Raw genomic sequence first — 23,744 nt, 5'->3', positions numbered from 1 at the left:
GGAAGCGAATCGGGTCGAAAAAAGTCTTGGCGATCGGCCGGCGCGAAGGGCGCTTGACATGAGTTCCGCTAAGCGGAACAATGTTTTGCAAATCAATCCCGAGTCTATCATTCGATGCCGACAGATTCCAATCGAAATTCCTTGCGCCCTATATCGTCGGAGGAAATCGACGAGCGCAAGTTTGTCGTCGCGCTCGCACGTGGACTCGATCTGCTGCGCGCGTTCCGTCCCGGCGAAACGCTGCTGGGCAATCGCGATTTCGTCGAGCGCACAGGTTTGCCGAAGGCGACGGTCAATCGTCTCGCCTATACGCTGACGACGCTCGGCTATTTGCGCTTCGACGAACCGGCCGGCAAGTACGCGCTCGATACGGGCGTGCTGTCGCTCGGCTTCACGCTGCTCGCGGGCGCGGACACGCTCGAACTCGCGCGACCGCATCTGCGCGCCCTCGCGCGGGAGATCGGCGCGGCGGTGTCGCTCGGCTGCCGCGACGGGCTCGACATGATCTATCTGGAAACTATTCGCAGCGAGACGGCGCTGACGCTCGGCCTCGCGCCCGGCTCGCGCCTGTCCATGCTCACGAGTTCGATGGGCCGCGCCTATCTCGCCGTGCAGGAACCGGCGGCGCGCGAGGCGCTGTTCGAGGAACTCGGCAAGAAAGAAGGCGAGGCGGAGGTCGACGCTGCGCGCCGCTCGATCGAGGATTTCGCGCGCGACGGCTGCTGCTACTCGTTTCGCGAGTGGCACGACGACGTGAACGCCATTGCCGCGCCATTGCGCGATCTGCGTAACGGGCGCTGGCTCGTGCTGTCGAGTAGCGGGCCGGCTTCGTCGATGGGCGAAGCGTATTTCCGCGAGACGATCGGGCCGAAGCTGAAGGCGCTCGCCGCGCGTCTCGCGTGACGGTTCAGAGCAACGTCCGGACCTGCCAAAGCTCCGGAAACAGCACGACATCGAGCATCTTGCGCAGATACGACGCGCCCGCCGTGCCGCCCGTGCCGCCCTTGAAGCCGATGATGCGCTCCACCGTCGTCACGTGCCGAAAGCGCCATTGCCGGAACGCGTCTTCCAGATCGACGAGTTCTTCCGCCATCTCGTACAAATCCCAGTGATGCGACGGATCGCGATACACCGCGAGCCACGCCGCCTCGACGGATGGATCGTGCGTCATCGGCTGCGTCCAGTCGCGGTTCAGGCGCGCCGGATCGATGGCAAAGCCGCGTCGCGCGAGCAGGCGGATCACTTCGTCGTAGAAGGAGGGCGCTTCGAGCGTCTCGCGAACCTGCGCGAGAATCTCCGGCCGATGCGCGTGGGGCTTGAGCATCTCCTCGTTCTTGTTGCCGAGCATGAACTCGATCTGCCGATACTGATGCGACTGAAACCCCGACGACTGCCCCAGATACGGGCGCATCGCGGTGTATTCGGAAGGCGTCATCGTCGCGAGAACGCTCCACGCCTGCACCAGTTGCTCGAAGATCCGCGACACGCGCGCCAGCATCTTGAACGCGGGCTGCAACTCATCGCGATGCACCGCCGCGAGCGCCGCGCGCAGTTCGTAGAGCGCGAGCTTCATCCACAACTCGCTCGTCTGATGCTGCACGATGAACAGCATCTCGTTGTGATCCGGCGAGAGCGGATGCTGCGCGTTGAGGATCGAATCGAGGCCGAGATAATCGCCGTAACTCATCGAATCGGAGAAATCGAGCTTGGCATCGTGCCAGCCTTTTTCTTGCGTCGCACCGTGGCCGAACGGACAGCCTTTGGTTTCGTTCATGATCGTCGTCCTCAAGTCACCGATGCGCGCTCGGCGAACTCGGGCGCGCGCCAGCTTTCGGTCGCGAGCACGTCGCGCAGGATTTCCACGGCGTCCCACACATCGACGAAACGCGTGTAGAGCGGCGTGAAGCCGAAACGCAGGATGCGCGGCTCGCGATAATCGCCGATCACGCCGCGCGCGATCAGCGCCTGCATTACCTCGTAGCCATTCGGATGCTCGAAGCTCGCCTGCGAACCGCGTTGTGCGTGATCGCGCGGCGTCGCGAGCGACAGCGGGAATTGGCCGCAACGCTGCTCGACCAGCGCGATGAACAGGTCGCTCAGCGCGAGCGACTTGCGGCGCAGCGCCTGCATGTCGGTTTTCAGAAACACGTCGAGCCCGCATTCGACGAGCGACATCGACACGATCGGCTGCGTGCCGCAAAGAAAGCGGCCGATGCCGTCGTCCGGCCGATACACCGGGTCCATCTCGAACGGTTTCTTGTGCCCCCACCAGCCGGAAAGCGGCTGCGAGAACGCATTCTGATGGCGCTTGGGCACCCAGACGAACGCGGGCGAGCCCGGCCCGCCGTTCAGATACTTGTACGTGCATCCAACGGCGTAATCCGCGCCGACGCCGTTCAGATCCACCGGCACCGCGCCCGCCGAATGCGCCAGATCCCAGACGGCGAGCGCGCCCGCGCGATGAATCGTCTCGGTCAACGCCGCCATGTCGTGCATGTAGCCGCTGCGGTAATTGACGTGCGTGATCATCGCGATCGCGGTGTTCTCGTCGATGGCCGTGGACAGTTCCGACGGATCGTCGACGAGACGCAGCTCGTAGCCGCGATCCAGTTGCTCGATCAAACCCTGCGCGATATAGAGATCGGTCGGAAAGTTCGAACGTTCGGAGACGATCACGCGGCGCTTCGGATCGCGCTCGTTCGCGAACTTGAGCGCGGCCGAGAGAATCTTGAAGAGATTCGCGGAAATCGTGTCCGTGACGACGACTTCGTCCTCGCCCGCGCCGATCAGCGGCGCCAACTTGTTGCCGAGGCGCTTGGGCAGCGCGAACCAGCCGGCCGTGTTCCAGCTGCGGATCAATCCTTCGCCCCATTCGGCGGCGATGACGTCGGCGGCGCGCGCGGCGGCGGCTTTCGGCGGCACGCCGAGCGAGTTGCCGTCGAGATAGATCACACCGTCGGCGAGGGCGAACTGGTCGCGCAAGGCGCCGAGCGGATCGTCGCGGTCGAGCGCCGCGGCTTCGTCACGATGTTTCATCGAAAAGTCCATAAATTTGAAGATCATCAGGAAAGCGGACGCAGGACGGCGCGAACGGGACTCGCATCGAGCGTCGTGAATTTCAGCGGCAGCGCGATCAGTTCGTAATCGCCCGGCGCGACGGCATCGAGCACGAGGCCTTCGAGAATCGCCATGCCGTGCGCGCGGATGCGCTTGTGCGCATCCATCGTCTTCGAGTCTTGCGGATCGAGCGAAGGCGTATCGATGCCGATGAGCTTCACGCCTTTCTCGGCCAGCAAGTCGATGGTTTCGGGCGCGACGGCGGTGAAAGCGCTGTCCCACGCGTCGAGCGGCGCGTTCGCGTAGGTGCGAAACAAAACGCGCGCCGGGATGCCGTCGAGATGCGCGGCGACGTGCCCGGGCGTGACGAGCGGCGACGCGCCGATGCAGTGCACGACCCGGCACGCACCGATGTACGTGTCCAGCGCGACATCGCCGATCGGCTGGCCATGTTCGTCGTAGTGAAGCGGCGCGTCGGCATGCGCGCCGGTATGCGGCGAAAGCGTGAGCCGCGCGACGTTGACGGGCGAGCCCGCCTCCATGCGCCACACGCGCTCGATACCGACCGGCGTATCGCCCGGCCAAACGGGTGTTTCGGTATTGATCGGCGGAGAAATGTCCAGAAGCGTCATGACGCGCCTAGCAGAAAGCGTGGATATGCGTCAAATCATAGTCGCGTTATCTCGAAAGGTGCTTGCGAAATAACCACCCAAAAGTGTCGCGCTTAGAACATAATTCGATGAAACGGGCTAGGGGACTCAAAAATGACCGGATTCACGCTCGATGCAACGGATTGCCGAATTCTGGCGGTACTGCAGGAAGATGGACGGATCAGTAACCTGGACCTGGCGGAGCGAATCTCGCTCTCGCCGTCGGCGTGTCTGCGCCGAATGCGGCTGCTGGAAGAGGAAGGGGTGATCGCGAGCTATCGCGCGTGCCTCGACCGCGAGCGGCTTGGCATCGAACTGGAAGCGTTCGTCCACGTCTCGATGCGCAACGACCAGGAAAACTGGCACGAGAAGTTCGCCGCCGCCGTGCGCGAATGGCCTGAAGTGGTCGGCGCGTTCGTCGTCACGGGCGACACGCATTACGTGCTGCGCGTGCTCGCGCACAACCTCAAGCACTATTCCGACTTCATTCTCTCGAAGCTCTACAAGGCGCCCGGCGTGATCGACATCCGCTCGAACATCGTGCTGCAGACGATGAAAGACGACGCGGGCGTGCCGGTCGCGCTGATCGAGCAGCCGGGGCGCCCGCACGCGCCCTGAGGTCTTATTCGATCGGCCCCAGCGTATGGAAGCCGCCCGCCTGGAAGACGAGCGGCGCGACGTCGCCCGCGTCTTCGCGCACGCCGCAACGCTCCACTTCGCCGACGAAGATCACGTGATCGCCTTCGTCGTAGCGGCTGCGATTGTGGCATTCGAACCACGCGAGCGCGCCGTCGAGCACCGGCATGCCCGTGTCGCCGGCGGCGTGCGAGACGCCCGCGAAACGGTCGCCCTTGACCGTGGCGAAACGCCGGCACAGGTCGATTTGCGACGCCGCGAGCACGTTCACCACGTAATGGCTATTCGCGCGAAACACCGGCATCGACGCCGATTTCGTCGCGAGGCTCCACAGCACGAGCGGCGGATTGAGCGACACCGAGTTGAACGAACTCGCGGTGATGCCGACCAACTGGCCGGAATCGGTGCGCGTCGTGATGACCGTGACGCCGGTCGCAAACTGGCCGAGCGCGGCACGGAATGCGGCCGGATCGAAATTCGGAGATTTGGCGCGTTTCATTTGGCAGATGAGCAGGCAAATGGGCGGTCGAGTGTGTCGTGTGCTGCCGAGCCGGCCGCGCGTCGCGCTTCAGTCGGAAGAACCTTTTCAGAAGTCATGTAAAAGCAGGGGATTTGTGTCGATTCTATCGGAATCGGCTGCTGCCGGCCGTCAAATGACCGTACTGCAGCAGCAAGTTTTCTGCATCGCGGGGGCTTTCTGCGCGGCGAGTCCAAACCCAGTAAGCTCGACTCGTCGCGTCCGGAAGATTGAAGAATCGGCCGGACGCATCCATATGCATGATCCGCGGCTTGGCCGCATGCACTTGATGAGGAGTTGCGCCTATGACCCAGCCTAACCAGCAGAACGAGCAGGCGAAAACCGAAACCGCGACGCTCGGCGGCGGATGTTTCTGGTGCACCGAAGCCGTGTTTCTCGCGGTGCAGGGTGTGGAGTCGGTCGAATCGGGCTATGCGGGCGGCAAGGTGGTGAATCCGTCGTACGAGCAGGTTTGCGACGGCGGCACCGGTCACGCGGAAGTGGTGAAGGTCGTGTTCGATCCGTCCGTCATCGGCTATCGCGAGGTTCTCGAAATTTTCTTCGCGACGCACGATCCGACCCAGCTCAACCGGCAGGGCAACGACGTGGGCACGCAGTATCGCTCGGCCGTTTTCACGCATTCGGACGAACAGCGCAAGATCGCGCTCGACCTCATCGACGAGTTGCAGCGGGAGGATGTCTACGGCGGCAAGATCGTCACGCAAGTCGTGCCGCTCGACGACGATTACTATCCGGCCGAGGCGTATCACCAGAACTACTTCGCGCAACATCCGAATCAGGGCTATTGCGCGGCGGTCGTCGGGCCGAAGGTCGCGAAGTTTCGCAAGAAGTTCGTGCACCGCCTGAAGGCGTGATGCGCGTCTAGCCGATCCGCGCGCGCTCGCATTCCTCTGCGATGCCGCGCGCGAGTTCGAAGCAGGTGAGCGGCGCGGAGCCTTCCGCCTTGTTGTTCGCCGCGATCACGACCGGCTGGCCCGCGATGGCGTAGCGCGCGGCCAGTTCGGCGAGCGTTTCGCGCGTGTCGCGGTCTTCATCGACGATCTTGTCGAACGGCTCGTACTTGGCTTTCGCCTGTTCATAGCGAAAGCCGCTGTGCAAACTCCAGCGCACGACGAGCGGTCCCATCTTTTCTTCATCGAGCAGCGCGAGTGCCTTCGCCTGACGGCGCACGTCCGGCATGCGCGCGTGCACGCCGATGCAGTAGCGCACGTTCGCTTCGCCCAGTGCGCGGATGAAGCGCGGCGTGAGCATGACCGCGTCGCGGATTTCGACCGCGTAGCACGACTCGCCTTCGAGCGGCGGCAGCGCGTGCAGAAACGCCGACAGCCGATCGATGAAGCGCGCCGGCTCGACGATCATCGCGTCGGGCAGCGGCGAGAACTGGAACACGAGCGCGCCCGCTTTCGCGCCGAGACCGCCGATGCACGGCGTCACGAATTCGTCGATGGCGATTTGCGCGTTCAGGAACGCGGGATTCTCCGCGTCCGGCGCGCCGCGCTCGCCGCGAATGAAGGCATCGGTGACGGAAGCGGGCGCTTTCACGATGAAGCGGAAATGCGCGGGCACTTGCGACGCATGGCGCGCGTAGTCGGCGAGCGTGAGCGGCGCGTAGAACGAGCGGTCGATCGACACGCTCTTCAGCAGCGGATGCGCGCCGTAAGCGGTGAGGCCGTCGCGGGATAGCTTGCTGTTCGAGTATTCGTCGCCATAGACGATGCCGCGCCAGCCGGGAAACGACCATGTCGATGTGCCGAGATGAATCGCGTCCGGCAGACGCTTCGCGAGGGCTTCGAGTTCGGGCTGCGCGGGCGCGGGAAGCACGCCGCGTGGCTTCGGCGGCTTCGGCGCTTTTGCGGGTTTCGCAGGTTCCACCGAAGCGGGCGCGGATTCCCCGAACAGATCGGACTGATCTTCCGGCTCGCCCGCTTCGACGCGGTTTGAATCGTGGTTCAGAGCGCCTTCTCGTAGATATACCGCCGCGACCACGGCAGCGTCGTCGCGCTGCGTCCCGCCTTGCGGCAAATCACCTGATAGATCGACACGTCGTCGTTCTCGAAGGCATACGCGCAGCCCGCGAGATACAGGCGCCAGATGCGGAAGTGCTCATCGTCGACGAACTTTTTCGCTTGCTCGGCGTGTGCCTCGAACCGGTCGGCCCAGATGTCGAGCGTATGCGCGTAATGCCGCCGCAGGCTTTCGATGTCGATCGCCTCCAACCCGCCACGCTGCATGCATTCGAGCGCGAGGCTGATGTGCGGCAGTTCGCCGTCCGGAAACACGTATTTGTCGATGAACTCGCCGCCGCCGAGCGACGTTTCGCCGCTGTCGGCGTCGGAAGAGGTGATGCCGTGGTTCATCGCGATGCCGTCATCGACGAGCAGATCGTGAATTCTCGCGAAGTACGTCGGCATATTCTTGCGCCCGACGTGCTCGAACATGCCGACGCTCGTGATGCGGTCGAACTGCCCGGGAATATCGCGATAATCCTGCAAGCGAATCTCGATCTGGCCTTCGAGACCCGCCGCCTTCACGCGCTCGGTCGCGAGCTTGAACTGATTTTCCGAGAGCGTGACGCCCACGCACTTCGCGCCGAACTTCTGCGCCGCGCGAATCACGAGCGCGCCCCAGCCGCAGCCGATATCGAGCAGACGGTGCCCCGGCTGCACCTGAATCTTCGTGAGAATGTGGTCGATTTTTTTCAGCTGCGCGGTGTCGATGTCTTCGTCGCCGTTCTCGAAATACGCGCAGGAGTACACCATGTTCTTGTCGAGCCAGAGCTCATAGAACTCGTTCGACACATCGTAGTGGTACTGAATGGCTTTCTTGTCAGACGTCTTCGAGTGAGTGAAGTAGCGTCGTACGCGCGCGAGCTTGCCCGCACTCGTCACCGTGTTTTTCGCGAGCGAATAGCCGATGTTGATGATGTCGGAAAGCTTCCCTTCGATGTCGATCTTGCCCTTCACGTAAGCTTCGCCGAGATTGTCGAGACTCGGTTCGAGCAGATAGGGCAGCGCGGTCGCGCTCTTGACGTGCAACGTCACCTGAGGCGCGGCGAACTGGCCGAAATCATGCTGCTGGCCATCCCACAGCACCAGTCGCGCGGGCAGATTGGCCCGGTGTCGCACTTCTTCAACCCACTGCGTCAGCTTCTTCTCCCAGAACATGCTTGTTTCTCCGCGCTAGATGAAATCAAGTGAAAGCTTGCGCCTCCATGTTCGTGCTGCCTGCCGCTTCGCCGCTTCAACGTTCCGGTGCAACGCGCCTCGCTACGGAGCGAGCCTCGCGATGCGCCACGGATTGCTCGCGTCGTCCCGCGTATAGACGATGCGATCGTGAAGGCGCGACGGGCGTCCCTGCCAGAATTCGACGGTATCGGGCACGAGGCGATATCCGCCCCAATGCGGCGGACGCGGCGGAGCGTCGCCGTATTTGGCGGTCATCTCGCGCTCGCGCGCTTCCAGCGCCTCGCGGTTTTCGAGCGGCTGGCTCTGATCCGATGCCCAAGCGCCGATGCGCGAGCCGAGCGGACGCGACGCGTAATATACGTCGCTCTCCTCATCGCTCGTCTTTTCGACGCGGCCCTCGATACGCACCTGACGTTCGAGTTCGATCCAGTGGAATAGCAGGCTCGCCGCGGGATTCACGGCGAGTTCGCGGCCCTTGCGGCTATCGTAATTGGTAAAAAAAACAAATCCACGTTCGTCGGCGCCCTTGATGAGCACGATGCGCGCGGATGGACGGCCTTGCGAATCGACGGTCGCAAGCGTCATGGCATTCGGTTCGGGCAGCTTCGCATCGAGCGCCTGGGCGAACCAGGTCTGGAACTGGCGCACCGGGTTCGGGTCGACGTCGGTGACATCGAGCGCGCCGCGCGAATAGTTTTTGCGAAGGTCTGCGAGTGTGGTCATTTTTTATGCAAGCGCTACAGTCGCGTCAGTATAGCCAAGGTAAAACGATCTTGCCCCGATTCCCCATGTAGGTGCTGCGCGTCGCGGAGTACGGCGCTTAACGGCTATCACGGCTATGGTTTCGATAAGGCAGAATACGCAATTCGAACGAATTTTGCATGATCGGGAAGCCGGGTTAGCACGCCCGACAGCCGCCTGTAAGCGCGTCATTTGACGCAGCACAACGAGCGCGGCATTACGCTAGCTTTTAGTTTGCTTTCAATGCATCCGAACTCATCCATTTGCACGACATGAATGCTTCAATCGAAACCGTTGTAACGCCCTCAGCCGATGAAATCGCCGATCGTGACCGGCGCTTCGGCGGCATCGCGCGCCTGTATGGCGCGCCCGCGCTCGCCGCGTTCGAGCGCGCGCATATCGCGGTGATCGGTATCGGCGGCGTCGGCTCGTGGGTTGCCGAAGCGCTCGCGCGCAGTGCTGTCGGAAAGCTGACGCTGATCGACCTGGATAATGTCGCCGAAAGCAATACGAACCGGCAGATCCATGCGCTCGACGGCAACTACGGGAAGGCGAAAGTCTCGGCAATGGCCGAGCGCATCAAACTGATCGATCCGGCGTGCGACGTGCGGCAGATCGAGGACTTCGTCGAGCCGGGCAATTTCGATGAAACGCTGGGCGGCGGCGTCGATTACGTGATCGACGCGATCGACAGCGTGCGTACCAAAACGGCGCTCATTGCGTGGTGCGTGGCGCGCAAGCAGCCGCTCATCACGGTCGGCGGCGCGGGCGGGCAACTCGATCCGACGCGCATTCGCATCGACGATCTCGCGCTCACGATTCAGGACCCGCTGCTCTCGAAGGTGCGCGGCCAGTTGCGCAAGCTACACGGTTTTCCGCGCGGACCGAAAGCGCGCTTCAAGGTGAGCGCGGTGTATTCGGACGAGCCGCTGATCTACCCCGAAGCGCCCGCGTGCGATATCAGCGAAGGCGCCGAGCATCTCGAAACCGGCGCGGGATATTCCGGGCCGGTCGGCCTCAATTGCGCGGGCTTCGGTTCGAGCGTGTGCGTGACGGCGAGCTTCGGCTTCGCGGCGGCCGCGCATGTCCTGCGGGAACTGGCGAAGCGCGCGGCCTGAAACGAAAATGGCCAGCTTGACTAGCTGGCCATTGATTCATTCCCGGCTGACCGTCGGCCGGTTTTCAGCGGGTTATCAGTTGATCGCCGCGCTCAGCTTGCGCCGCCATTGCGACACAATATCGGGCTGATTCGCGGCAAGTTCGAACACGGAAAGCATCGTCTTGCGGCCGACATCGTCCATGAAGGCGCGGTCGCGCACGACGATCGCAAGCAAATGCTCCAGCGCCCCGCCGTAATCGCGGCCCGCGATCAGCCGATTGGCCAGCGCGAAGCGCGCATCGAGATCGTCGGGGCTCGCGTTTACGGCCTCGATCAGCGCGTCGGCGGGCGGCAGATCGGCGGCGGCATCGGCGGCATCCAGCTCGGTTTTCAGCGCGTTGTAGCGCGCGTCGATGCCCTGCGTCGTCTTCGGCGACAGCATCTTCTCCTCATCCTTCGCCTCGTCGATGCGGCGCTCCGCGATCAGCCATTCGATCAGGTCGAGACGCGCGTCGTCATAGCCGGGATCGAGTGCGAGCGCGGCCTTGATGGTGTCGATCGCGGTCTTGCACTCGCCTGCCGCCCACGCGCTCTGGGCGGCCTGGCGTTCGGCGTCGGCGCCGGCGGGCACGAGCCGGTCGATGAACTCGCGCAACTGGCCTTCCGCCAGCACGCCGATGAACTGATCGACGGGCTGTCCGTCCGCGAATGCGACCACGTGCGGAATGCTGCGTACCTGAAAATGCGCGGCGAGTTCCTGATTTTCGTCGACGTTGACCTTGACGAGCTTCCAGCGTCCCGCGGCTTCGGCTTCGAGCTTCTCCAGCATCGGCCCGAGCGTCTTGCACGGGCCGCACCAGGGCGCCCAGAAATCGACGAGCACGGGCGCGAGCATCGACGCGTTGATGACATCGTTCTCGAACGTGGCGAGAGTCGTTTCCATGTGTTTTCTCCTAATGCTTGCGGTCTATCCCGGTTAGGTAGGGACGATCCGCGCAACTCTCAAGCGCTTCGCGCCCGGGTCATGCCTCGGGCGCGCGATTCTCGCGGCGCTGCGGCGGCAGCGGAATGAACTCGGTCTCGCCGGGCACGTGACCCATGCGCTGCTCGCTCCATGCGATCTTGGCCGCGTCGATCTTCTCGCGCGCACTCGACACGAAATTCCATTCGATGAAGCGCGGCCCGTCGAGCGGCGCGCCGCCGAGCAGCATCGCGACCGCGCCGTTCGCGCTTTGCAGCTTCACGTCGGCGCCGGGCGCGAGCACGGCCATTTGCTGTTCGGGCAGGGGTTCGCCGTCGATCGACAAATCGCCGCTCACGAGATACACGCCGCGCTCCTCGTGCTCGGTATCGAGCGTGATCGCGCTGCCGGGGGCGAACTGCGCGGCGACGTAGAGCGTCGGCGAGAACGTGCGCGTGGGCGCCTTCGCGCCGAACGCCGTGCCCGCGATCACCCGCAGCGTGACGCCGTCGCGCTCGATCTGCGGCAAGGCCGCCGCCGCGTGATGCTCGAACGCCGGTTCGATATCCTCGCTCGCTGCGGGCATCGCCACCCACGTCTGAATGCCATGCATCGTTTGGCCGGAGGCGCGTTCTTCCTCGGGCGTGCGCTCCGAATGGACGATGCCGCGGCCCGCTGTCATCCAGTTGACGTCGCCGGGAACGATCTTCTGCACCGAGCCGACGCTGTCGCGATGCATGATCGCGCCGTCGAACAGATACGTGACCGTCGCGAGCCCGATATGCGGATGCGGGCGCACGTCGAGTCCCTTGCCGGGCACGAGCGTTGCGGGACCGATGTGGTCGAAAAAAATGAAGGGTCCGACGGTGCGCGCCGCGAGCGCGGGCAGCACGCGCCGCACCATGAGGCCGCCGACGTCGTGTTCGTGTGGCTTCAGCAATGCGCGGATCGTCGATGGCATGGCGGGTTCCGGAAGGAAAGATCGCGCGCCGGAGTGGCGCGTGGATCCGTCGATTCTACCGGCCGATGCCGCGCGGCGCAGACGTGCCGTGAGGCTCTCGTTTTTTCGGTCGCCGTGCCTGAGCGCACGCGCGGCTTCATGCAAGCTTTGCAACCTGACAATCTGGATAGGGAGTTGAAAATGAGCAAGAACAAGCTTTTGATCGCCATCGCCGCCGGCCTTTTCACCGCCACCGCCGCAACGGGCGCGTTGGCGCAGACCTCGTCGGGAAATTCATCGGCAGCGATGGGCAACGACACCGCCGGCGCGACCACCGATAATTCGACCGCCACGACGCCCAAGAAGCAAAAGATGCATAAGCATACGACGCATTCGACGGCGACCAAGAAGACGCCGGCCGCCGAAACCGGCAACGACTCGGCCACGGAGTCCGGCCAGAGCAAGTAATCTCAGGCCTCGCATTGAAAGCGCTCGCGCCGTTCACCCGGCGCGGGCGCTTTGTCGTGCCCTTCGTCATGTCGCGCAGGATTCGACAAGCCCGCCGCCGCGCCCTCGGCTAAACTTTGCGCCTCGCCAACGACGCACATGACACGAGGGGAAGGGCGATGTCGCCAAAGGATTTGCTGATCGCATCGGTCGTCATTCTCGCGTGGGGCGTGAATTTCGTCGTCATCAAGCTGGGACTGCACGGTGTGCCGCCGATGCTGCTCGGCGCGCTGCGATTCGCGCTCGCCGCCGTGCCGGCGATTTTCGTGAAACGCCCGCAAATTCCGCTGCGCTGGCTCTTCGCCTACGGCCTTACGATTTCCCTCGGCCAGTTCTCGCTGCTCTTTTACGGCATGTACGTCGGGATGCCCGCCGGCCTCGCATCGCTCGTCTTGCAGGCGCAAGCGTTCTTCACGCTCATCTTCGCGTCGATGTTTCTGGGCGAGCGTATCCGCGCGGCGAACGTCGCCGGGCTCGTGATCGCGGCGGCGGGACTGGCGCTCATCGGCATGCGCGGCGGCCAGGCGATGACCATCACCGGCTTTCTTTTCACGCTCGCCGCCGCCGCGATGTGGGCACTCGGCAATATCGTCACGAAGCGCATGGGCCCCGTCGATCTGCTCTCGCTCGTGGTCTGGGGCAGCCTGATTCCGCCGCTGCCGTTCCTCGCGCTTTCGCTCATCTTCGAAGGTCCGGCGCGCATCGAAACGAGTCTCGCGTCCATCCCGCTCGTGTCCGTGTTCGCGATTCTCTATCTCGCGTTCATCGCGACGATCGTCGGTTACAGCTTGTGGGGAAAGTTGCTCGCGCGCTATCCGGCGGGAAGCGTCGCGCCGTTCTCGCTGCTCGTCCCGGTGATCGGGCTGGCATCGGCGGCGGTGTTTCTCGGCGAGGCACTGAGCGCGGCGCAAGTGGCGGGCGCGGCGCTCGTGATGGCGGGACTCGCGGTGAACGTGTTCGGCGCGCGGCTCGTTCAGCGCATCTTGCCGGCGCGCTGAACGAAGTACGCGCCGCGTCTTACGTCATCCGGTTCTTCGCGAGCGGCGGATTCGCGGCGAAATAGCGCTTGATGCCCTTCATGATCGCGTTGGCCATCCGGTCGCGATAGGCGTCGTCGTTCAGGCGCGTTTCCTCGTCCGGATTGCTGATGAACGCGGTTTCCACGAGGATCGACGGAATGTCCGGCGCCTTCAGCACGGCGAAGCCCGCCTGCTCGACCGAGCCTTTGTGCAGCTTGTTGATGCCGCCAATCTCGTTCAGCACGAAGCTGCCGTAGCGCATCGAATCGCGAATTTGCGCGGTCGTCGACATGTCGAAGAGCGCGCGGTTCACGCTCGCGTCCTGCGACTTCACGTTGATGCCGCCGACCTGGTCCGACGAATTCTCCTTGGCCGCCATCCAGCGCGCGGCCGCGCTCGACGCGCCATGATCCGACAGCGCGAACACCGACGAGCCGCGTGCTTCGGGCGAAGTGAAGGCATCCGCGTGAATCGACACGAACAGGTCGGCGGAGACGCGCTGCGCCTTCTGCACGCGCACGTTGAGCGGCACGAAGAAGTCGGCGTCGCGGGTCATCATCGCGCGCATGTTGGGCTGGGCGTCGATCTTCGCGCGCAGCTTCTTCGCGATGTCGAGCGCAATGTGCTTCTCGTAAGTGCCCTGGCCGCCGATCGCGCCGGGGTCCTCGCCGCCGTGACCGGGATCGATCGCGACGGTGAGCAGGCGCGTCGTGCCCGAGGCCTGCTTGGGCGTGGAGAATGCGTATTCGTCGTTGTCGTCGTCCTTCTTCGCGATGACGGGCGGCGGCGGCGTCGTCGGCACGCGCGGTTTGACCGCCGGTTTCGGCGCGGCTTCGACGGGCGCTGCGTTTTGCGCGTACTTCTGGAAGAAATCGTCGGTGGAGTCGGGCGTCGTCGGGTTCGTCGCGTTCGTCGGATTCGGCGCGGTCGCCGGGCCGGCAAGCGTCGCGGGCGGCGGCGCGGACGGACCCGGATTCGCGCGGTCGAACGCGTCCTGCTTGCGCTCGGTCTGCGCGAGCAGGTCCATCAAGGGATCGGGCGCGACGGCCGGATACAAATCAAACACGAGCCGATATTTGTAGCTGCCGATCGGCCCGAGCGTGAACACCTGCGGCTTCACCGAACCTTTCAGGTCGAACACCATGCGCACGACATGCGGCTGATACTGCCCGATGCGCACCGATTGAATCTGCGGATCGTTCGGCGTGATCTTCGAGACGAGATCGCGCAGCGCCTGATCGAGATCGATGCCGGAGAGATCGACCACGAGCCGGTCCGGTCCCTGCAACGTCTGGTTGGCGTTCTGCAGCGGCTGGTCCGATTCGATGGTCACGCGCGTGTAGTCGCGCGCGGGCCACACGCGCACGCCGAGCACACTGCTTGCATGCGCGAGCTTCGGTCCGACGAGCGCGAGCACGAGCGTCGAAGCGCCCGCGCGCAGCACCTGGCGGCGACGCCAGTTGTGCGGCGCGCCGGCGCTCGATTCGATCGAATGAAATGGCTTGATCAACATCTTTCGAGACATGACTTTCCTGTTTCGCTAAACGCCCGCGCAGTCAGCACGCGGCCTTCTTCGTTCGAATCTGCTTGTGCGCCGAGGTCATCCGGCAAGGACAACTGGAACACGAGGTCCGGCACGCCGAGCAGGCCGCCCGCTTGTTGCGGCCACTCGACGAGGCACACCGCGCCCGCATCGAAATATTCGCGAAAGCCGGCATCGGCCCATTCGGCCGGATCGACGAAGCGATAGAGATCGAAGTGATAAACGTCGAGCGGGCCGCTTTCGATGACGAGCGAATACGGCTCGACGAGCGTGTATGTCGGACTCTTCACGCGGCCAACGTGACCGAGCGCGCGCAAGGTCGCGCGCACGAGCGTCGTCTTGCCCGCGCCCAAGTCCCCGATCAACTGGACTTGCAGACCGTGAAATCGTTCAGACGAAGCGTGCGATGCGTGTTGTCGCGTGCCGTCGACGACGTGCGCGAAGCGTTCTCCGAAAGCGAGCGTCGCGGCTTCGTCGCGCAGGTCGAAGCGGCGTTCGAGAAGCGCGGGAGGAAGGTCTTGCGTCGTTTGTACGGGGCTTTCGGGCATTGCTCGTAAAATGTCGTGATGAACCGATTGCCGGCACATTCCGTTGAAATCACGACAGCGTCCAGCGACGCCGCCGCTGAATCCGATTCAGAGTCACGCGTCTTCGATCTCGATGAAAACGCGCTGACAGAACTCGCGCAGCGCATCAAGCTGTGGGGGCGCGAGTTGGGGTTCGGTGCGGTCGGCATCAGCGATATCGACCTGACGGATGCCGAGAAGGGCCTCGCTGACTGGCTCGAAGCAGGCTATCACGGCGAAATGGATTATATGGCCAAACATGGGATGAAACGCGCAAGACCGGCCGAGCTTGTGGCCGGAACGCGACGCGTCATCACTGCGCGCATGGCCTATCTTCCGGCGCGCACGCTCGCGAAAAAGGGCGATGAAAGTGTCGCGACAGCCGATGGTCAGAAGAACGACTGGCGCGCGATCGAATGGTCGCGGCTCGCGAAGCCGTCGCAGGCGCTGGTCTCCATTTACGCGCGCGGCCGCGATTATCACAAGGTCATGCGTAACCGGCTGCAGCAACTGGCGGAGCGCATCGAGAAGGAGATCGGGCCGTTCGGGCATCGTGCGTTCACGGATTCCGCGCCGGTGCTGGAGGTCGCGCTCGCGCAGAAAGCGGGCAACGGCTGGCGCGGCAAGCATACGCTGCTGCTTGATCGCGACGCCGGTTCGCTCTTCTTTCTCGGCGAGATTTTCGTCGATGTCCCGTTGCCCGTCGATCCGCATCCCGAGCAGGACGGCGCGCATTGCGGCCAGTGCACGCGCTGCATCGGCGCATGTCCGACGGGCGCGATCGTGGCGCCGTATCGCGTCGACGCGCGGCGCTGCATCTCGTATCTGACGATCGAACTGCACGGCAGCATTCCCGAAGACATGCGTCCGCTGATCGGCAACCGCGTGTATGGATGCGACGATTGTCAGCTCGTCTGTCCGTGGAACAAGTTCGCGCAGGCCGCGCCGGTCGCGGATTTCGACGTGCGGCACGGGCTCGATCGCGCGACGCTCGTCGAGTTGTTTGCATGGAGCGCGGAAGATTTCGACACACGCATGCAGGGCAGCGCGATCCGGCGCATCGGGCATGAACGCTGGCTGCGCAATATCGCGGTCGCGATGGGCAACGCGTTGCGCGCGTCGTCGCTCGATGCGGGCGAACGCAAGGCGATCGTCGACGCACTGGAAGCGCGCGCTGACGACCCGTCCGAACTGGTCCGCGAGCATGTTCGCTGGGCGCTGGAGCAATCATGAAGAACACCGCATTCGACGCTGTGATCGACGCGCCGTTCGGCAAGGTCGGCATTCGCGCTGATGCGCAATGCGTGCGCGAGATCGTGTATTTGCCCGACGACGTCGACAGCATCGCGCCTGAAAAGCCGCTCGCGAAAGAAGCCGCCGCGCAGATCCGGGCGTATTTTCAGACACCTTCGATGCGCTTCGATCTGCCGTTCGCGCTTCGCGGGACCGCGTTTCAGCAGCGCGTGTGGCAGGGCATCTCGGGCATCGCGGCGGGGCAGGTCTGGACCTACGGCCAGCTCGCGCGCGAGATCGGCAGCGTGCCGCGCGCGGTCGGGCAGGCGTGCGGCTCCAATCCGCTGCCGATCGTGATACCGTGCCACCGGGTCGTGGCTTCGGGCGGGATCGGCGGTTTCGCGCATCATCCCGGCGAAGGTTTTTATCGCAACGTGAAGCGCTGGCTGCTGGCGCATGAGGGTGTTTCGATCGCATGACGAGCGCAACGACTGAAGAAATACAAACGCCGGAACTGAGCGCGAGTCACGACGCGATCGATCTCTTTTGCGATGCGCTCTGGCTCGAACACGGACTCGCCAAGAACTCGCTGGAAGCGTACCGGCGCGACCTCAAACTCTTCGCCGAATGGCTCGCCCGGACGCGCGGCGCGTCGATCGACATCGCCACCGAAGCCGACATGAACGGCTACATGGCCGCGCGCCGCGGCGACAAGGCGACCTCCGCGAACCGGCGTTTGTCGGTCTTTCGCCGCTACTACGCGTGGGCGCTGCGCGAGCACCGCGTATCCTCCGATCCGACGCTCAAGCTGCGCTCGGCCAAGCAGCCGCCGCGCTTTCCTTCGACGCTCAACGAGTCGCAAGTCGAGGCGCTGCTCGGCGCACCCGACGTCGACACGCCGCTCGGTTTGCGCGATCGCACGATGCTCGAACTGATGTACGCGAGCGGCCTGCGCGTGACCGAGCTCGTCACGCTGAAGACGGTCGAACTCGGCCTGAACGAAGGCGTCGTGCGCGTGATGGGCAAGGGCTCGAAAGAGCGCCTGATTCCGTTCGGCGAGACGGCGCACGACTGGCTCGAACGCTACTTGCGCGAAGCGCGTCAGGTGCTGCTCGGCGCGCGTTCCGCCGATGCGCTCTTCGTCACCGCGCGCGGCGAAGGCATGACGCGCCAGCAGTTCTGGAACATCATCAAGCGCCATGCGCTGAACGGCGGCGTGCACGCGCCGCTTTCGCCGCACACGCTGCGTCACGCGTTCGCCACGCATCTGCTCAATCACGGCGCGGACTTGCGCGTCGTGCAATTGCTGCTCGGCCACTCGGACATCTCGACGACGCAGATCTACACGCACGTCGCGCGCGAGCGCTTGCAGAAGCTGCATCGCGAGCATCATCCGCGCGGGTGAGATTTGGGCGTCGTTCGCGAACGATCGTGCCACAGATTTTCGTGCTCGCGCCATTGGCCGAATGGCCGATGGTGAGCGCCCCGGCGCGCCGCTACAATGCGTGGCATGTCGAAAGCCAAACACGTGTCCGAAACGCCCGCGACGCAATTCCTGCGTCGTCACAAGGTCGAATTCGGCGAGCATCCTTACGATTATGTCGAGCATGGCGGCACGGAGGAATCCGCGCGGCAGCTCGGCGTGGACGAGCATAGCGTCGTCAAGACGCTCGTGATGGAAGACGAGCACGCGAAGCCGCTGATCGTCCTCATGCACGGCGATCGCACGGTATCCACGAAGAATCTCGCGCGGCAGACGGGCGCGAAGCGCATCGAGCCGTGCAAGCCTGAAGTGGCGAACCGGCATTCGGGGTTTCTCGTCGGCGGCACGTCGCCGTTCGGCACGAAAAAAGCGATGCCGGTGTACGTCGAATCGACCATTCTCGAACTCGATCGCGTCTATCTGAACGGCGGCCGGCGCGGGTATCTCGTGAGCATCGATCCGAAAGTGCTGACCGCGTTGCTGAGCGCGAAACCCGTGCAGTGCGCGAGCGTCGATTAGAATGCGTTCCGCTCTCGCCACAACCGAAAAAACATCATGATTTTTCCGATCGTCGCCGTCGTGTCCTATTTGATCGGCTCGATTTCATTCGCCGTCGTCGTGAGTCACGCGATGGGACTGGCCGATCCACGTTCGTATGGCTCGGGCAATCCCGGCGCGACCAACGTGCTGCGCACCGGCAACAAGAAGGCCGCGATCCTTACGCTGATCGGCGATGCGTTCAAGGGCTGGCTGCCCGTGTGGGTCGTCGCGCACTTCGGCGCGAGCTTCGGCTGGGATCAAACGGGCATCAACACGGCGACGGCGCTCGCGGCCATCGCGGTGTTTCTCGGGCATCTGTACCCAGTTTTCTTCCGGTTCCAGGGCGGCAAGGGCGTCGCGACGGCGGCGGGCGTGCTGCTCGCGATCCATCCGGCGCTCGGTCTCGCGACGCTGCTCACCTGGCTCATCATCGCGTTCTTCTTCCGCTATTCGTCGCTCGCGGCGCTCGTCGCGGCCGTGTTCGCGCCGCTCTTTCAGGTGTTTCTGTTCGGGCCGAGCCGCATCTCGCTCGCCGTGCTGGCGATGGGCGTGCTGCTAATCTGGCGGCATCGCGCGAATATTTCGAAGCTGCTGGCGGGCAAGGAAAGCCGCATCGGCGAAAAGAAGAAGGCGGCGGAAGCGGCCGAATAAGACAAAAAGCCGTTCGGCGCGAACCGGAACGGCTTTTTCACTTCTGAAGCGATGGCAAATCAGTCGCGGAAGTTGTTGAAGTCGAGCGGCGTGTCCGTCACTTCCTTCTTCAGCAGCGCGATGGCGCTTTGCAGGTCGTCGCGTTTCGTGCCTTGCACGCGCACCGCGTCGCCCTGAATGCTCGCCTGCACCTTGATCTTGCTGTCCTTCACGGTCTTGACGATCTTCTTCGCCAGATCGCCCGACACGCCTTTCTTCACGGTCACGACTTGCTTGAGCTTGTCGCCGCCGATTTTCTCCTGCTTGCCGTAGTCGAGAAAACGCACGTCGACGCCGCGCTTGGCCATCTTGTTCAGCAGAACGTCCTTCACCTGGCCGAGCTTGAAGTCGTCGTCGGCGTAGAGCGTGAGTTCGCGCTCTTTCTGCTCGACGCGTGAATCCGAACCCTTGAAATCGAAGCGCGTCGAGATTTCCTTGTTCGATTGTTCGATCGCGTTCTTCACTTCGATCATGTTTGCTTCGCTGACGACGTCAAACGATGGCATCTGTCTTTCTCCTTCATTGAGGCGAGCGCGCCGCCGAAGCGCGGCTCGCGCAATCGCTATAATCACGGTCCTGTCGTCATTCTACCGACGCGATTCGCTAATGTCGCTCCAGCTTCTCTCCGATTTCTCTCTGCTCGCCCACAACACGTTCGGTTTCGACGCGCGCGCGCGTCACGCTATGCGCATCGATTCCGTCGACGCGGCCGTCGCGCTCGCAACCGACGCGCGCATCGCGAACATGCCGCAACTCGTGCTCGGCGGCGGCAGCAATATCGTGCTGACGCGCGATTTCGACGGCGTCGCGCTGATCGTCGGCATGCGCGGCAAACGCGTGATCGGCGAAGACGGCGACGCGTGGCTCGTCGAAGCCGGCGCGGGCGAGAACTGGCACGATTTCGTCGCCTGGACGCTCGCGCAGGGCATCCCGGGACTCGAAAATCTCGCGCTGATTCCGGGCACGGTCGGCGCGGCGCCGATCCAGAACATCGGCGCATACGGGCTGGAAATGGGCGAGCGCTTCGAGCGGCTCGGCGCGGTCGAGCTCGCAACCGGCGCACGCATGGAGTTCGATCGCGCTGCATGCGCCTTCGGTTATCGCGACAGCTTCTTCAAGCGGGCAGGGCGCGGGCGCTTCATGATCACCTCGGTCGTGTTCCGGCTGCCGAAAGCGTGGACGCCGCGCGCGGAATACGCCGACCTCGCGCGCGCGCTCGACGCCGCCGCGAAACCCGACGCGCAGGCTATTTTCGATGCGGTCGTCGCCGTGCGTCGCGCCAAGCTGCCCGACTGGACCGTGCTCGGCAATGCGGGCAGCTTCTTCAAGAATCCGGTCGTGAGCGCGCCGGCGTTCGAGACGCTGAAACAGCGCGAACCCGGGGTCGTTTCGTACCGCCAGGCGGACGGCCAAGTGAAGCTCGCGGCGGGCTGGCTGATCGATCAGTGCGGATGGAAAGGGCGCGGCATCGGCGGCGCGGCGGTGCACGATCGTCAGGCGCTCGTGCTCGTGAATCGCGGCGGCGCGACGGGTGCGCAAGTGCTCGAACTCGCCGAAGCCATCAAGCGCGACGTGCTCGCGCGCTTTCACGTCGAACTGGAGATGGAGCCGGTCGCGCTCTGAACGCGGCCAACAAAAAACCCGCCGAACGAAAGTCCGGCGGGTTTTTTACGTCCAGAACCGCGCGAATCACGCTCCGCGCTGGCGGCGCGCGTTCTCGGCGATGCGCATGCGCAGCGCGTTCAGCTTGATGAAGCCGCCGGCATCGGCCTGGTTGTAGGCGCCGCCGTCGTCATCGAACGTCGCGATGGTCTTGTCGAACAGCGTTTCCTTCGAATCGCGCGCGACGACCGACACGCCGCCCTTGTAGAGCTTCACGCGCACCCAGCCGTTGACCTTGTCTTGCGTGTGGTCGATCAGCACTTGCAGCGCGCGACGCTCCGGGCTCCACCAGTAGCCGTTGTAAATCAGCGATGCGTAACGCGGCATCAGATCGTCCTTCAGATGCGCCACTTCGCGATCGAGCGTGATCGACTCGATGCCGCGGTGCGCCTTCAGCATGATCGTGCCGCCCGGCGTCTCGTAGCAGCCGCGCGACTTCATGCCGACGTAACGGTTTTCGACCAGATCCAGACGGCCGATGCCGTGCTTGCCGCCCAGACGGTTCAGCTCGGTCAGCATGTCAGCGGGCGACAGGCGCTTGCCGTTCAGCGCGACCGGGTCGCCCTTCTCGAATTCGATATCGACGTACTCGGCCTGATCCGGCGCCTCTTCCGGCGACACGGTCCAGCGCCACATATCGGCTTCGGCCTCGGCCTTCGGGTCTTCCAGATGGCGTCCTTCGAACGAAATATGCAGCAGGTTCGCGTCCATCGAGTAGGGCGCGCCGCCTTGCTTGTGCTTCATTTCGATCGGAATGCCGGCCTTTTCGGCATACGCGAGCAGCTTTTCGCGCGAAAGCAGGTCCCATTCGCGCCAAGGCGCGATCACCTTGATGCCGGGTTCGAGCGAGTAATAACCGAGCTCGAAGCGAACCTGGTCGTTGCCCTTGCCGGTCGCGCCGTGCGAGACGGCCTGCGCGCCGGTTGCGCGCGCGATTTCGATCTGGCGCTTCGCGATCAACGGACGCGCGATCGACGTGCCCAGCAGATACTCGCCTTCATAGACGGTGTTCGCGCGGAACATCGGGAACACGAAGTCGCGGACGAACTCTTCACGCAAATCTTCGATGAAGATGTTTTCCTGCTTGATGCCCAGCTGGAGCGCCTTCTTGCGCGCGGGTTCCAGCTCCTCGCCCTGGCCGATGTCGGCCGTGAAGGTCACGACTTCGGCGTCGTAGTTGTCCTGCAACCATTTCAGGATGACGGAGGTGTCGAGACCGCCCGAATAGGCGAGCACGACTTTCTTGATATCGCTCATGGTGAACTCGTATGCGGAAAAGCCGGTGCGGCGGTTGTGCGCCGCTTCGCGTCCGCCGGGCGCGCGACGGGCATGAAGAGCGCGGAAAAAAGCTATTTTGACATTAAAAAGCCGCGCTTCCGTAAATCTGAGATACGCGGCTCGGCGACAGCGCCGATTTGCCCGGTATTCGCTCAGTGATTGAGCTTGCCGAGCAGGAGATACTCCATCAGCGCCTTCTGGACGTGGAGACGGTTCTCCGCTTCGTCCCAGACGACGCTTTGCGGACCGTCGATGACGTCCGCGCTCACTTCCTCGCCGCGATGCGCGGGCAGGCAGTGCATGAAGAGCGCATCGGGATTGGCGCGCGCCATCATCTCGACGTCGACGCAATAGTCGGCGAACGCCTTCATGCGCGCTTCGTTCTCGGCTTCGTATCCCATGCTCGTCCAGACGTCCGTCGTGACGAGATCGGCGCCCGCGCAGGCTTCGTTCGGATCGTCGAATTCCTCGAAGAACGGCTTGCTTTGCTCGGAAACCAGCGCGGGATCGAGTTTGTAGCCCGTCGGCGTCGACAGGCGCAACTTGAAGCCGAGAATCTGCGCCGCTTCGATCCACGTGTAGAGCATGTTGTTCGCGTCGCCGACCCACGCGACGGTCTTGCCGGAAATCGGACCGCGATGCTCGTAGAACGTGAAGATGTCCGCCAGCACCTGGCACGGATGATATTCGTTGGTCAGCCCGTTGATGACCGGCACGCGCGAGCTTTCCGCGAAACGCCGGATGATGTCCTGGCCGAACGTGCGAATCATGATGATGTCGACCATGCGCGAGATGACCTGCGCCGAATCCTCGATCGGCTCGCCGCGGCCGAGTTGCGTGTCGCGCGTGTTCATGAACACCGCATGACCGCCGAGCTGGAAGATGCCCGCTTCGAACGAAAGGCGCGTACGCGTCGAGCTTTTCTCGAAGATCATCGCGAGCGTGCGATCGTGCAGCGGATGATAGGTCTCGTAGTTCTTGAACTTGCGCTTCAGAATGCGCGCGCGTTCGAGCACGTACTCATAGTCGTCGAGGGAAAAATCCTTGAACTGAAGATAGTGGCGAATTTTCTTGGCGGTCATGAAACGCAAGCGGCGGCTTCGAACCGGCCACCGCGCGTGAGCGTCGAGGCCGGACGGCGCCGCCGTCGGGAGTGGTATCGATTTTGAGCATAAAGGATTTTCCGATGTTTGACGAGGCTGGCCAAAAGGACGATGGCGCGCGCAGGCCCGGCCCACGGCCTCGGGCCGCCCCCGATGGACACGCCCCTTGTCTGTGTGCGCTGCGGAAAGGAGGCCCCTGCGGTATAATCACGCTCGCTCGTTTCAACAGTTCTGCAACATTCAGCACCGTTTCACGCGCATCTGCCATCTGCGGCCAGGGGTTTGCAAGAATCCGGTCGGCGTGACTTTGTGC

The 23,744-nt window shown here is 63.7% G+C and carries 26 protein-coding genes; 12 read left to right on the top strand and 14 right to left on the bottom strand.

Going from position 1 to position 23,744, the window contains the following annotated elements; genetic code table 11:
- Positions 1-114 precede the first annotated feature (114 nt).
- The gene (locus AWB82_RS11405; protein WP_086967248.1) at positions 115-903 is read left to right on the top strand and encodes an IclR family transcriptional regulator; all 789 of its coding nucleotides are present in this window, start codon (positions 115-117) and stop codon (positions 901-903) included.
- 4 nt (positions 904-907) lie between these two features.
- Here the strand turns inward: AWB82_RS11405 and kynA are convergent, their stop codons facing one another.
- The 3 genes from kynA to kynB are packed head-to-tail and all read right to left on the bottom strand — an operon-like array spanning position 908 to position 3,689.
- Positions 908-1,774: a tryptophan 2,3-dioxygenase gene (gene kynA, locus AWB82_RS11400; RefSeq protein ID WP_086967247.1), complete on the bottom strand. Its 867-nt coding sequence runs from the start codon at positions 1,772-1,774 to the stop codon at positions 908-910.
- Positions 1,775-1,785: 11 nt separating this feature from the next.
- Positions 1,786-3,036, bottom strand: a complete 1,251-nt coding sequence (gene kynU / locus AWB82_RS11395; RefSeq protein WP_086967346.1) for a kynureninase — start codon at positions 3,034-3,036, stop codon at positions 1,786-1,788.
- A gap of 26 nt (positions 3,037-3,062) precedes the next feature.
- Complete coding sequence (kynB, locus tag AWB82_RS11390) at positions 3,063-3,689, bottom strand: arylformamidase (protein ID WP_086967246.1); 627 nt, start codon at positions 3,687-3,689, stop codon at positions 3,063-3,065.
- Between the two features lie 132 nt (positions 3,690-3,821).
- Between kynB and AWB82_RS11385 the strand changes: the two genes are divergently transcribed.
- Positions 3,822-4,325, top strand: coding sequence for an Lrp/AsnC family transcriptional regulator (locus AWB82_RS11385; protein WP_061162815.1), 504 nt, complete (start codon positions 3,822-3,824; stop codon positions 4,323-4,325).
- 4 nt (positions 4,326-4,329) lie between these two features.
- Here the strand turns inward: AWB82_RS11385 and AWB82_RS11380 are convergent, their stop codons facing one another.
- A complete protein-coding gene (locus AWB82_RS11380) occupies positions 4,330-4,842 on the bottom strand; it encodes a flavin reductase family protein (protein WP_086967245.1) in 513 nt (170 codons plus the stop codon).
- Between the two features lie 323 nt (positions 4,843-5,165).
- Between AWB82_RS11380 and msrA the strand changes: the two genes are divergently transcribed.
- Positions 5,166-5,735 (top strand): peptide-methionine (S)-S-oxide reductase MsrA, encoded by a 570-nt coding sequence (msrA, locus tag AWB82_RS11375; protein ID WP_086967244.1) that lies wholly within the window; start codon positions 5,166-5,168, stop codon positions 5,733-5,735.
- 7 nt (positions 5,736-5,742) lie between these two features.
- Here the strand turns inward: msrA and AWB82_RS11370 are convergent, their stop codons facing one another.
- The 3 genes from AWB82_RS11370 to pdxH all read right to left on the bottom strand — a co-directional run bounded on the left by AWB82_RS11370 (position 5,743) and on the right by pdxH (position 8,789).
- A complete protein-coding gene (locus AWB82_RS11370) occupies positions 5,743-6,780 on the bottom strand; it encodes a DUF72 domain-containing protein (RefSeq protein ID WP_407642993.1) in 1,038 nt (345 codons plus the stop codon).
- A gap of 50 nt (positions 6,781-6,830) precedes the next feature.
- Complete coding sequence (locus tag AWB82_RS11365; protein ID WP_086967243.1) at positions 6,831-8,045, bottom strand: SAM-dependent methyltransferase; 1,215 nt, start codon at positions 8,043-8,045, stop codon at positions 6,831-6,833.
- 102 nt (positions 8,046-8,147) lie between these two features.
- Positions 8,148-8,789: a pyridoxamine 5'-phosphate oxidase gene (pdxH, locus tag AWB82_RS11360; RefSeq protein ID WP_086967242.1), complete on the bottom strand. Its 642-nt coding sequence runs from the start codon at positions 8,787-8,789 to the stop codon at positions 8,148-8,150.
- Positions 8,790-9,079: 290 nt separating this feature from the next.
- Between pdxH and AWB82_RS11355 the strand changes: the two genes are divergently transcribed.
- Positions 9,080-9,925: a tRNA threonylcarbamoyladenosine dehydratase gene (locus AWB82_RS11355; protein ID WP_086967241.1), complete on the top strand. Its 846-nt coding sequence runs from the start codon at positions 9,080-9,082 to the stop codon at positions 9,923-9,925.
- Between the two features lie 75 nt (positions 9,926-10,000).
- On the opposite strand, the gene trxA is transcribed toward AWB82_RS11355, so the two are convergent.
- Positions 10,001-10,849: a thioredoxin gene (gene trxA / locus AWB82_RS11350; protein ID WP_086967240.1), complete on the bottom strand. Its 849-nt coding sequence runs from the start codon at positions 10,847-10,849 to the stop codon at positions 10,001-10,003.
- A gap of 79 nt (positions 10,850-10,928) precedes the next feature.
- Positions 10,929-11,828, bottom strand: coding sequence for a pirin family protein (locus tag AWB82_RS11345; RefSeq protein ID WP_086967239.1), 900 nt, complete (start codon positions 11,826-11,828; stop codon positions 10,929-10,931).
- Between the two features lie 114 nt (positions 11,829-11,942).
- On the opposite strand from AWB82_RS11345, the gene AWB82_RS11340 reads away from it, so the two are divergent.
- Complete coding sequence (locus tag AWB82_RS11340; RefSeq protein WP_235023262.1) at positions 11,943-12,275, top strand: hypothetical protein; 333 nt, start codon at positions 11,943-11,945, stop codon at positions 12,273-12,275.
- Between the two features lie 158 nt (positions 12,276-12,433).
- Positions 12,434-13,312, top strand: coding sequence for an EamA family transporter (locus AWB82_RS11335; RefSeq protein WP_086967237.1), 879 nt, complete (start codon positions 12,434-12,436; stop codon positions 13,310-13,312).
- 19 nt (positions 13,313-13,331) lie between these two features.
- Here AWB82_RS11335 and AWB82_RS11330 read toward each other — a convergent pair whose 3' ends face one another.
- On the bottom strand, positions 13,332-14,858 hold the full coding sequence (locus tag AWB82_RS11330) for an N-acetylmuramoyl-L-alanine amidase (RefSeq protein WP_086967236.1): 1,527 nt from the start codon (positions 14,856-14,858) through the stop codon (positions 13,332-13,334).
- Positions 14,840-15,424: a tRNA (adenosine(37)-N6)-threonylcarbamoyltransferase complex ATPase subunit type 1 TsaE gene (tsaE, locus tag AWB82_RS11325; protein WP_086967235.1), complete on the bottom strand. Its 585-nt coding sequence runs from the start codon at positions 15,422-15,424 to the stop codon at positions 14,840-14,842. Before tsaE ends, AWB82_RS11330 begins: the two co-directional genes overlap by 19 nt.
- Before the next feature lie 18 nt (positions 15,425-15,442).
- Between tsaE and queG the strand changes: the two genes are divergently transcribed.
- From queG to plsY, 5 genes are all read left to right on the top strand, one after another.
- Positions 15,443-16,675 (top strand): tRNA epoxyqueuosine(34) reductase QueG, encoded by a 1,233-nt coding sequence (gene queG / locus AWB82_RS11320; RefSeq protein WP_096031429.1) that lies wholly within the window; start codon positions 15,443-15,445, stop codon positions 16,673-16,675.
- Complete coding sequence (locus AWB82_RS11315) at positions 16,672-17,154, top strand: methylated-DNA--[protein]-cysteine S-methyltransferase (protein WP_086967234.1); 483 nt, start codon at positions 16,672-16,674, stop codon at positions 17,152-17,154. The genes queG and AWB82_RS11315 overlap by 4 nt, the downstream gene beginning before the upstream one ends.
- Positions 17,151-18,080, top strand: coding sequence for a site-specific tyrosine recombinase XerD (gene xerD, locus AWB82_RS11310; protein WP_086967233.1), 930 nt, complete (start codon positions 17,151-17,153; stop codon positions 18,078-18,080). Before AWB82_RS11315 ends, xerD begins: the two co-directional genes overlap by 4 nt.
- Before the next feature lie 105 nt (positions 18,081-18,185).
- Positions 18,186-18,677, top strand: a complete 492-nt coding sequence (gene ybaK / locus AWB82_RS11305; RefSeq protein ID WP_086967343.1) for a Cys-tRNA(Pro) deacylase — start codon at positions 18,186-18,188, stop codon at positions 18,675-18,677.
- A 36-nt stretch (positions 18,678-18,713) separates the two neighbouring features.
- Positions 18,714-19,349 carry a glycerol-3-phosphate 1-O-acyltransferase PlsY gene (gene plsY, locus AWB82_RS11300; protein ID WP_086967232.1) on the top strand — a complete coding sequence of 212 codons (636 nt, stop codon included), beginning with the start codon at positions 18,714-18,716 and terminating at the stop codon, positions 19,347-19,349.
- Between the two features lie 59 nt (positions 19,350-19,408).
- Here plsY and AWB82_RS11295 read toward each other — a convergent pair whose 3' ends face one another.
- Positions 19,409-19,894, bottom strand: coding sequence for a YajQ family cyclic di-GMP-binding protein (locus tag AWB82_RS11295; protein ID WP_086967231.1), 486 nt, complete (start codon positions 19,892-19,894; stop codon positions 19,409-19,411).
- A 100-nt stretch (positions 19,895-19,994) separates the two neighbouring features.
- Between AWB82_RS11295 and murB the strand changes: the two genes are divergently transcribed.
- Positions 19,995-21,011, top strand: a complete 1,017-nt coding sequence (gene murB, locus AWB82_RS11290) for a UDP-N-acetylmuramate dehydrogenase (RefSeq protein ID WP_086967230.1) — start codon at positions 19,995-19,997, stop codon at positions 21,009-21,011.
- A 66-nt stretch (positions 21,012-21,077) separates the two neighbouring features.
- Here the strand turns inward: murB and AWB82_RS11285 are convergent, their stop codons facing one another.
- Together AWB82_RS11285 and argF are read right to left on the bottom strand one after the other, a co-directional pair.
- The gene (locus AWB82_RS11285; protein ID WP_086967229.1) at positions 21,078-22,307 is read right to left on the bottom strand and encodes an argininosuccinate synthase; all 1,230 of its coding nucleotides are present in this window, start codon (positions 22,305-22,307) and stop codon (positions 21,078-21,080) included.
- Between the two features lie 173 nt (positions 22,308-22,480).
- A complete protein-coding gene (argF, locus tag AWB82_RS11280; protein WP_086967342.1) occupies positions 22,481-23,410 on the bottom strand; it encodes an ornithine carbamoyltransferase in 930 nt (309 codons plus the stop codon).
- Positions 23,411-23,744: the final 334 nt, after the last annotated feature.

The sequence above is a fragment of the Caballeronia glebae genome (assembly GCF_001545035.1).
Classification (GTDB): Bacteria; Pseudomonadota; Gammaproteobacteria; order Burkholderiales; family Burkholderiaceae; genus Caballeronia; species Caballeronia glebae.
The sequence above is the reverse complement of the archived record's forward strand: the minus strand, read 5'-3'. Positions and strand labels throughout refer to the sequence as shown.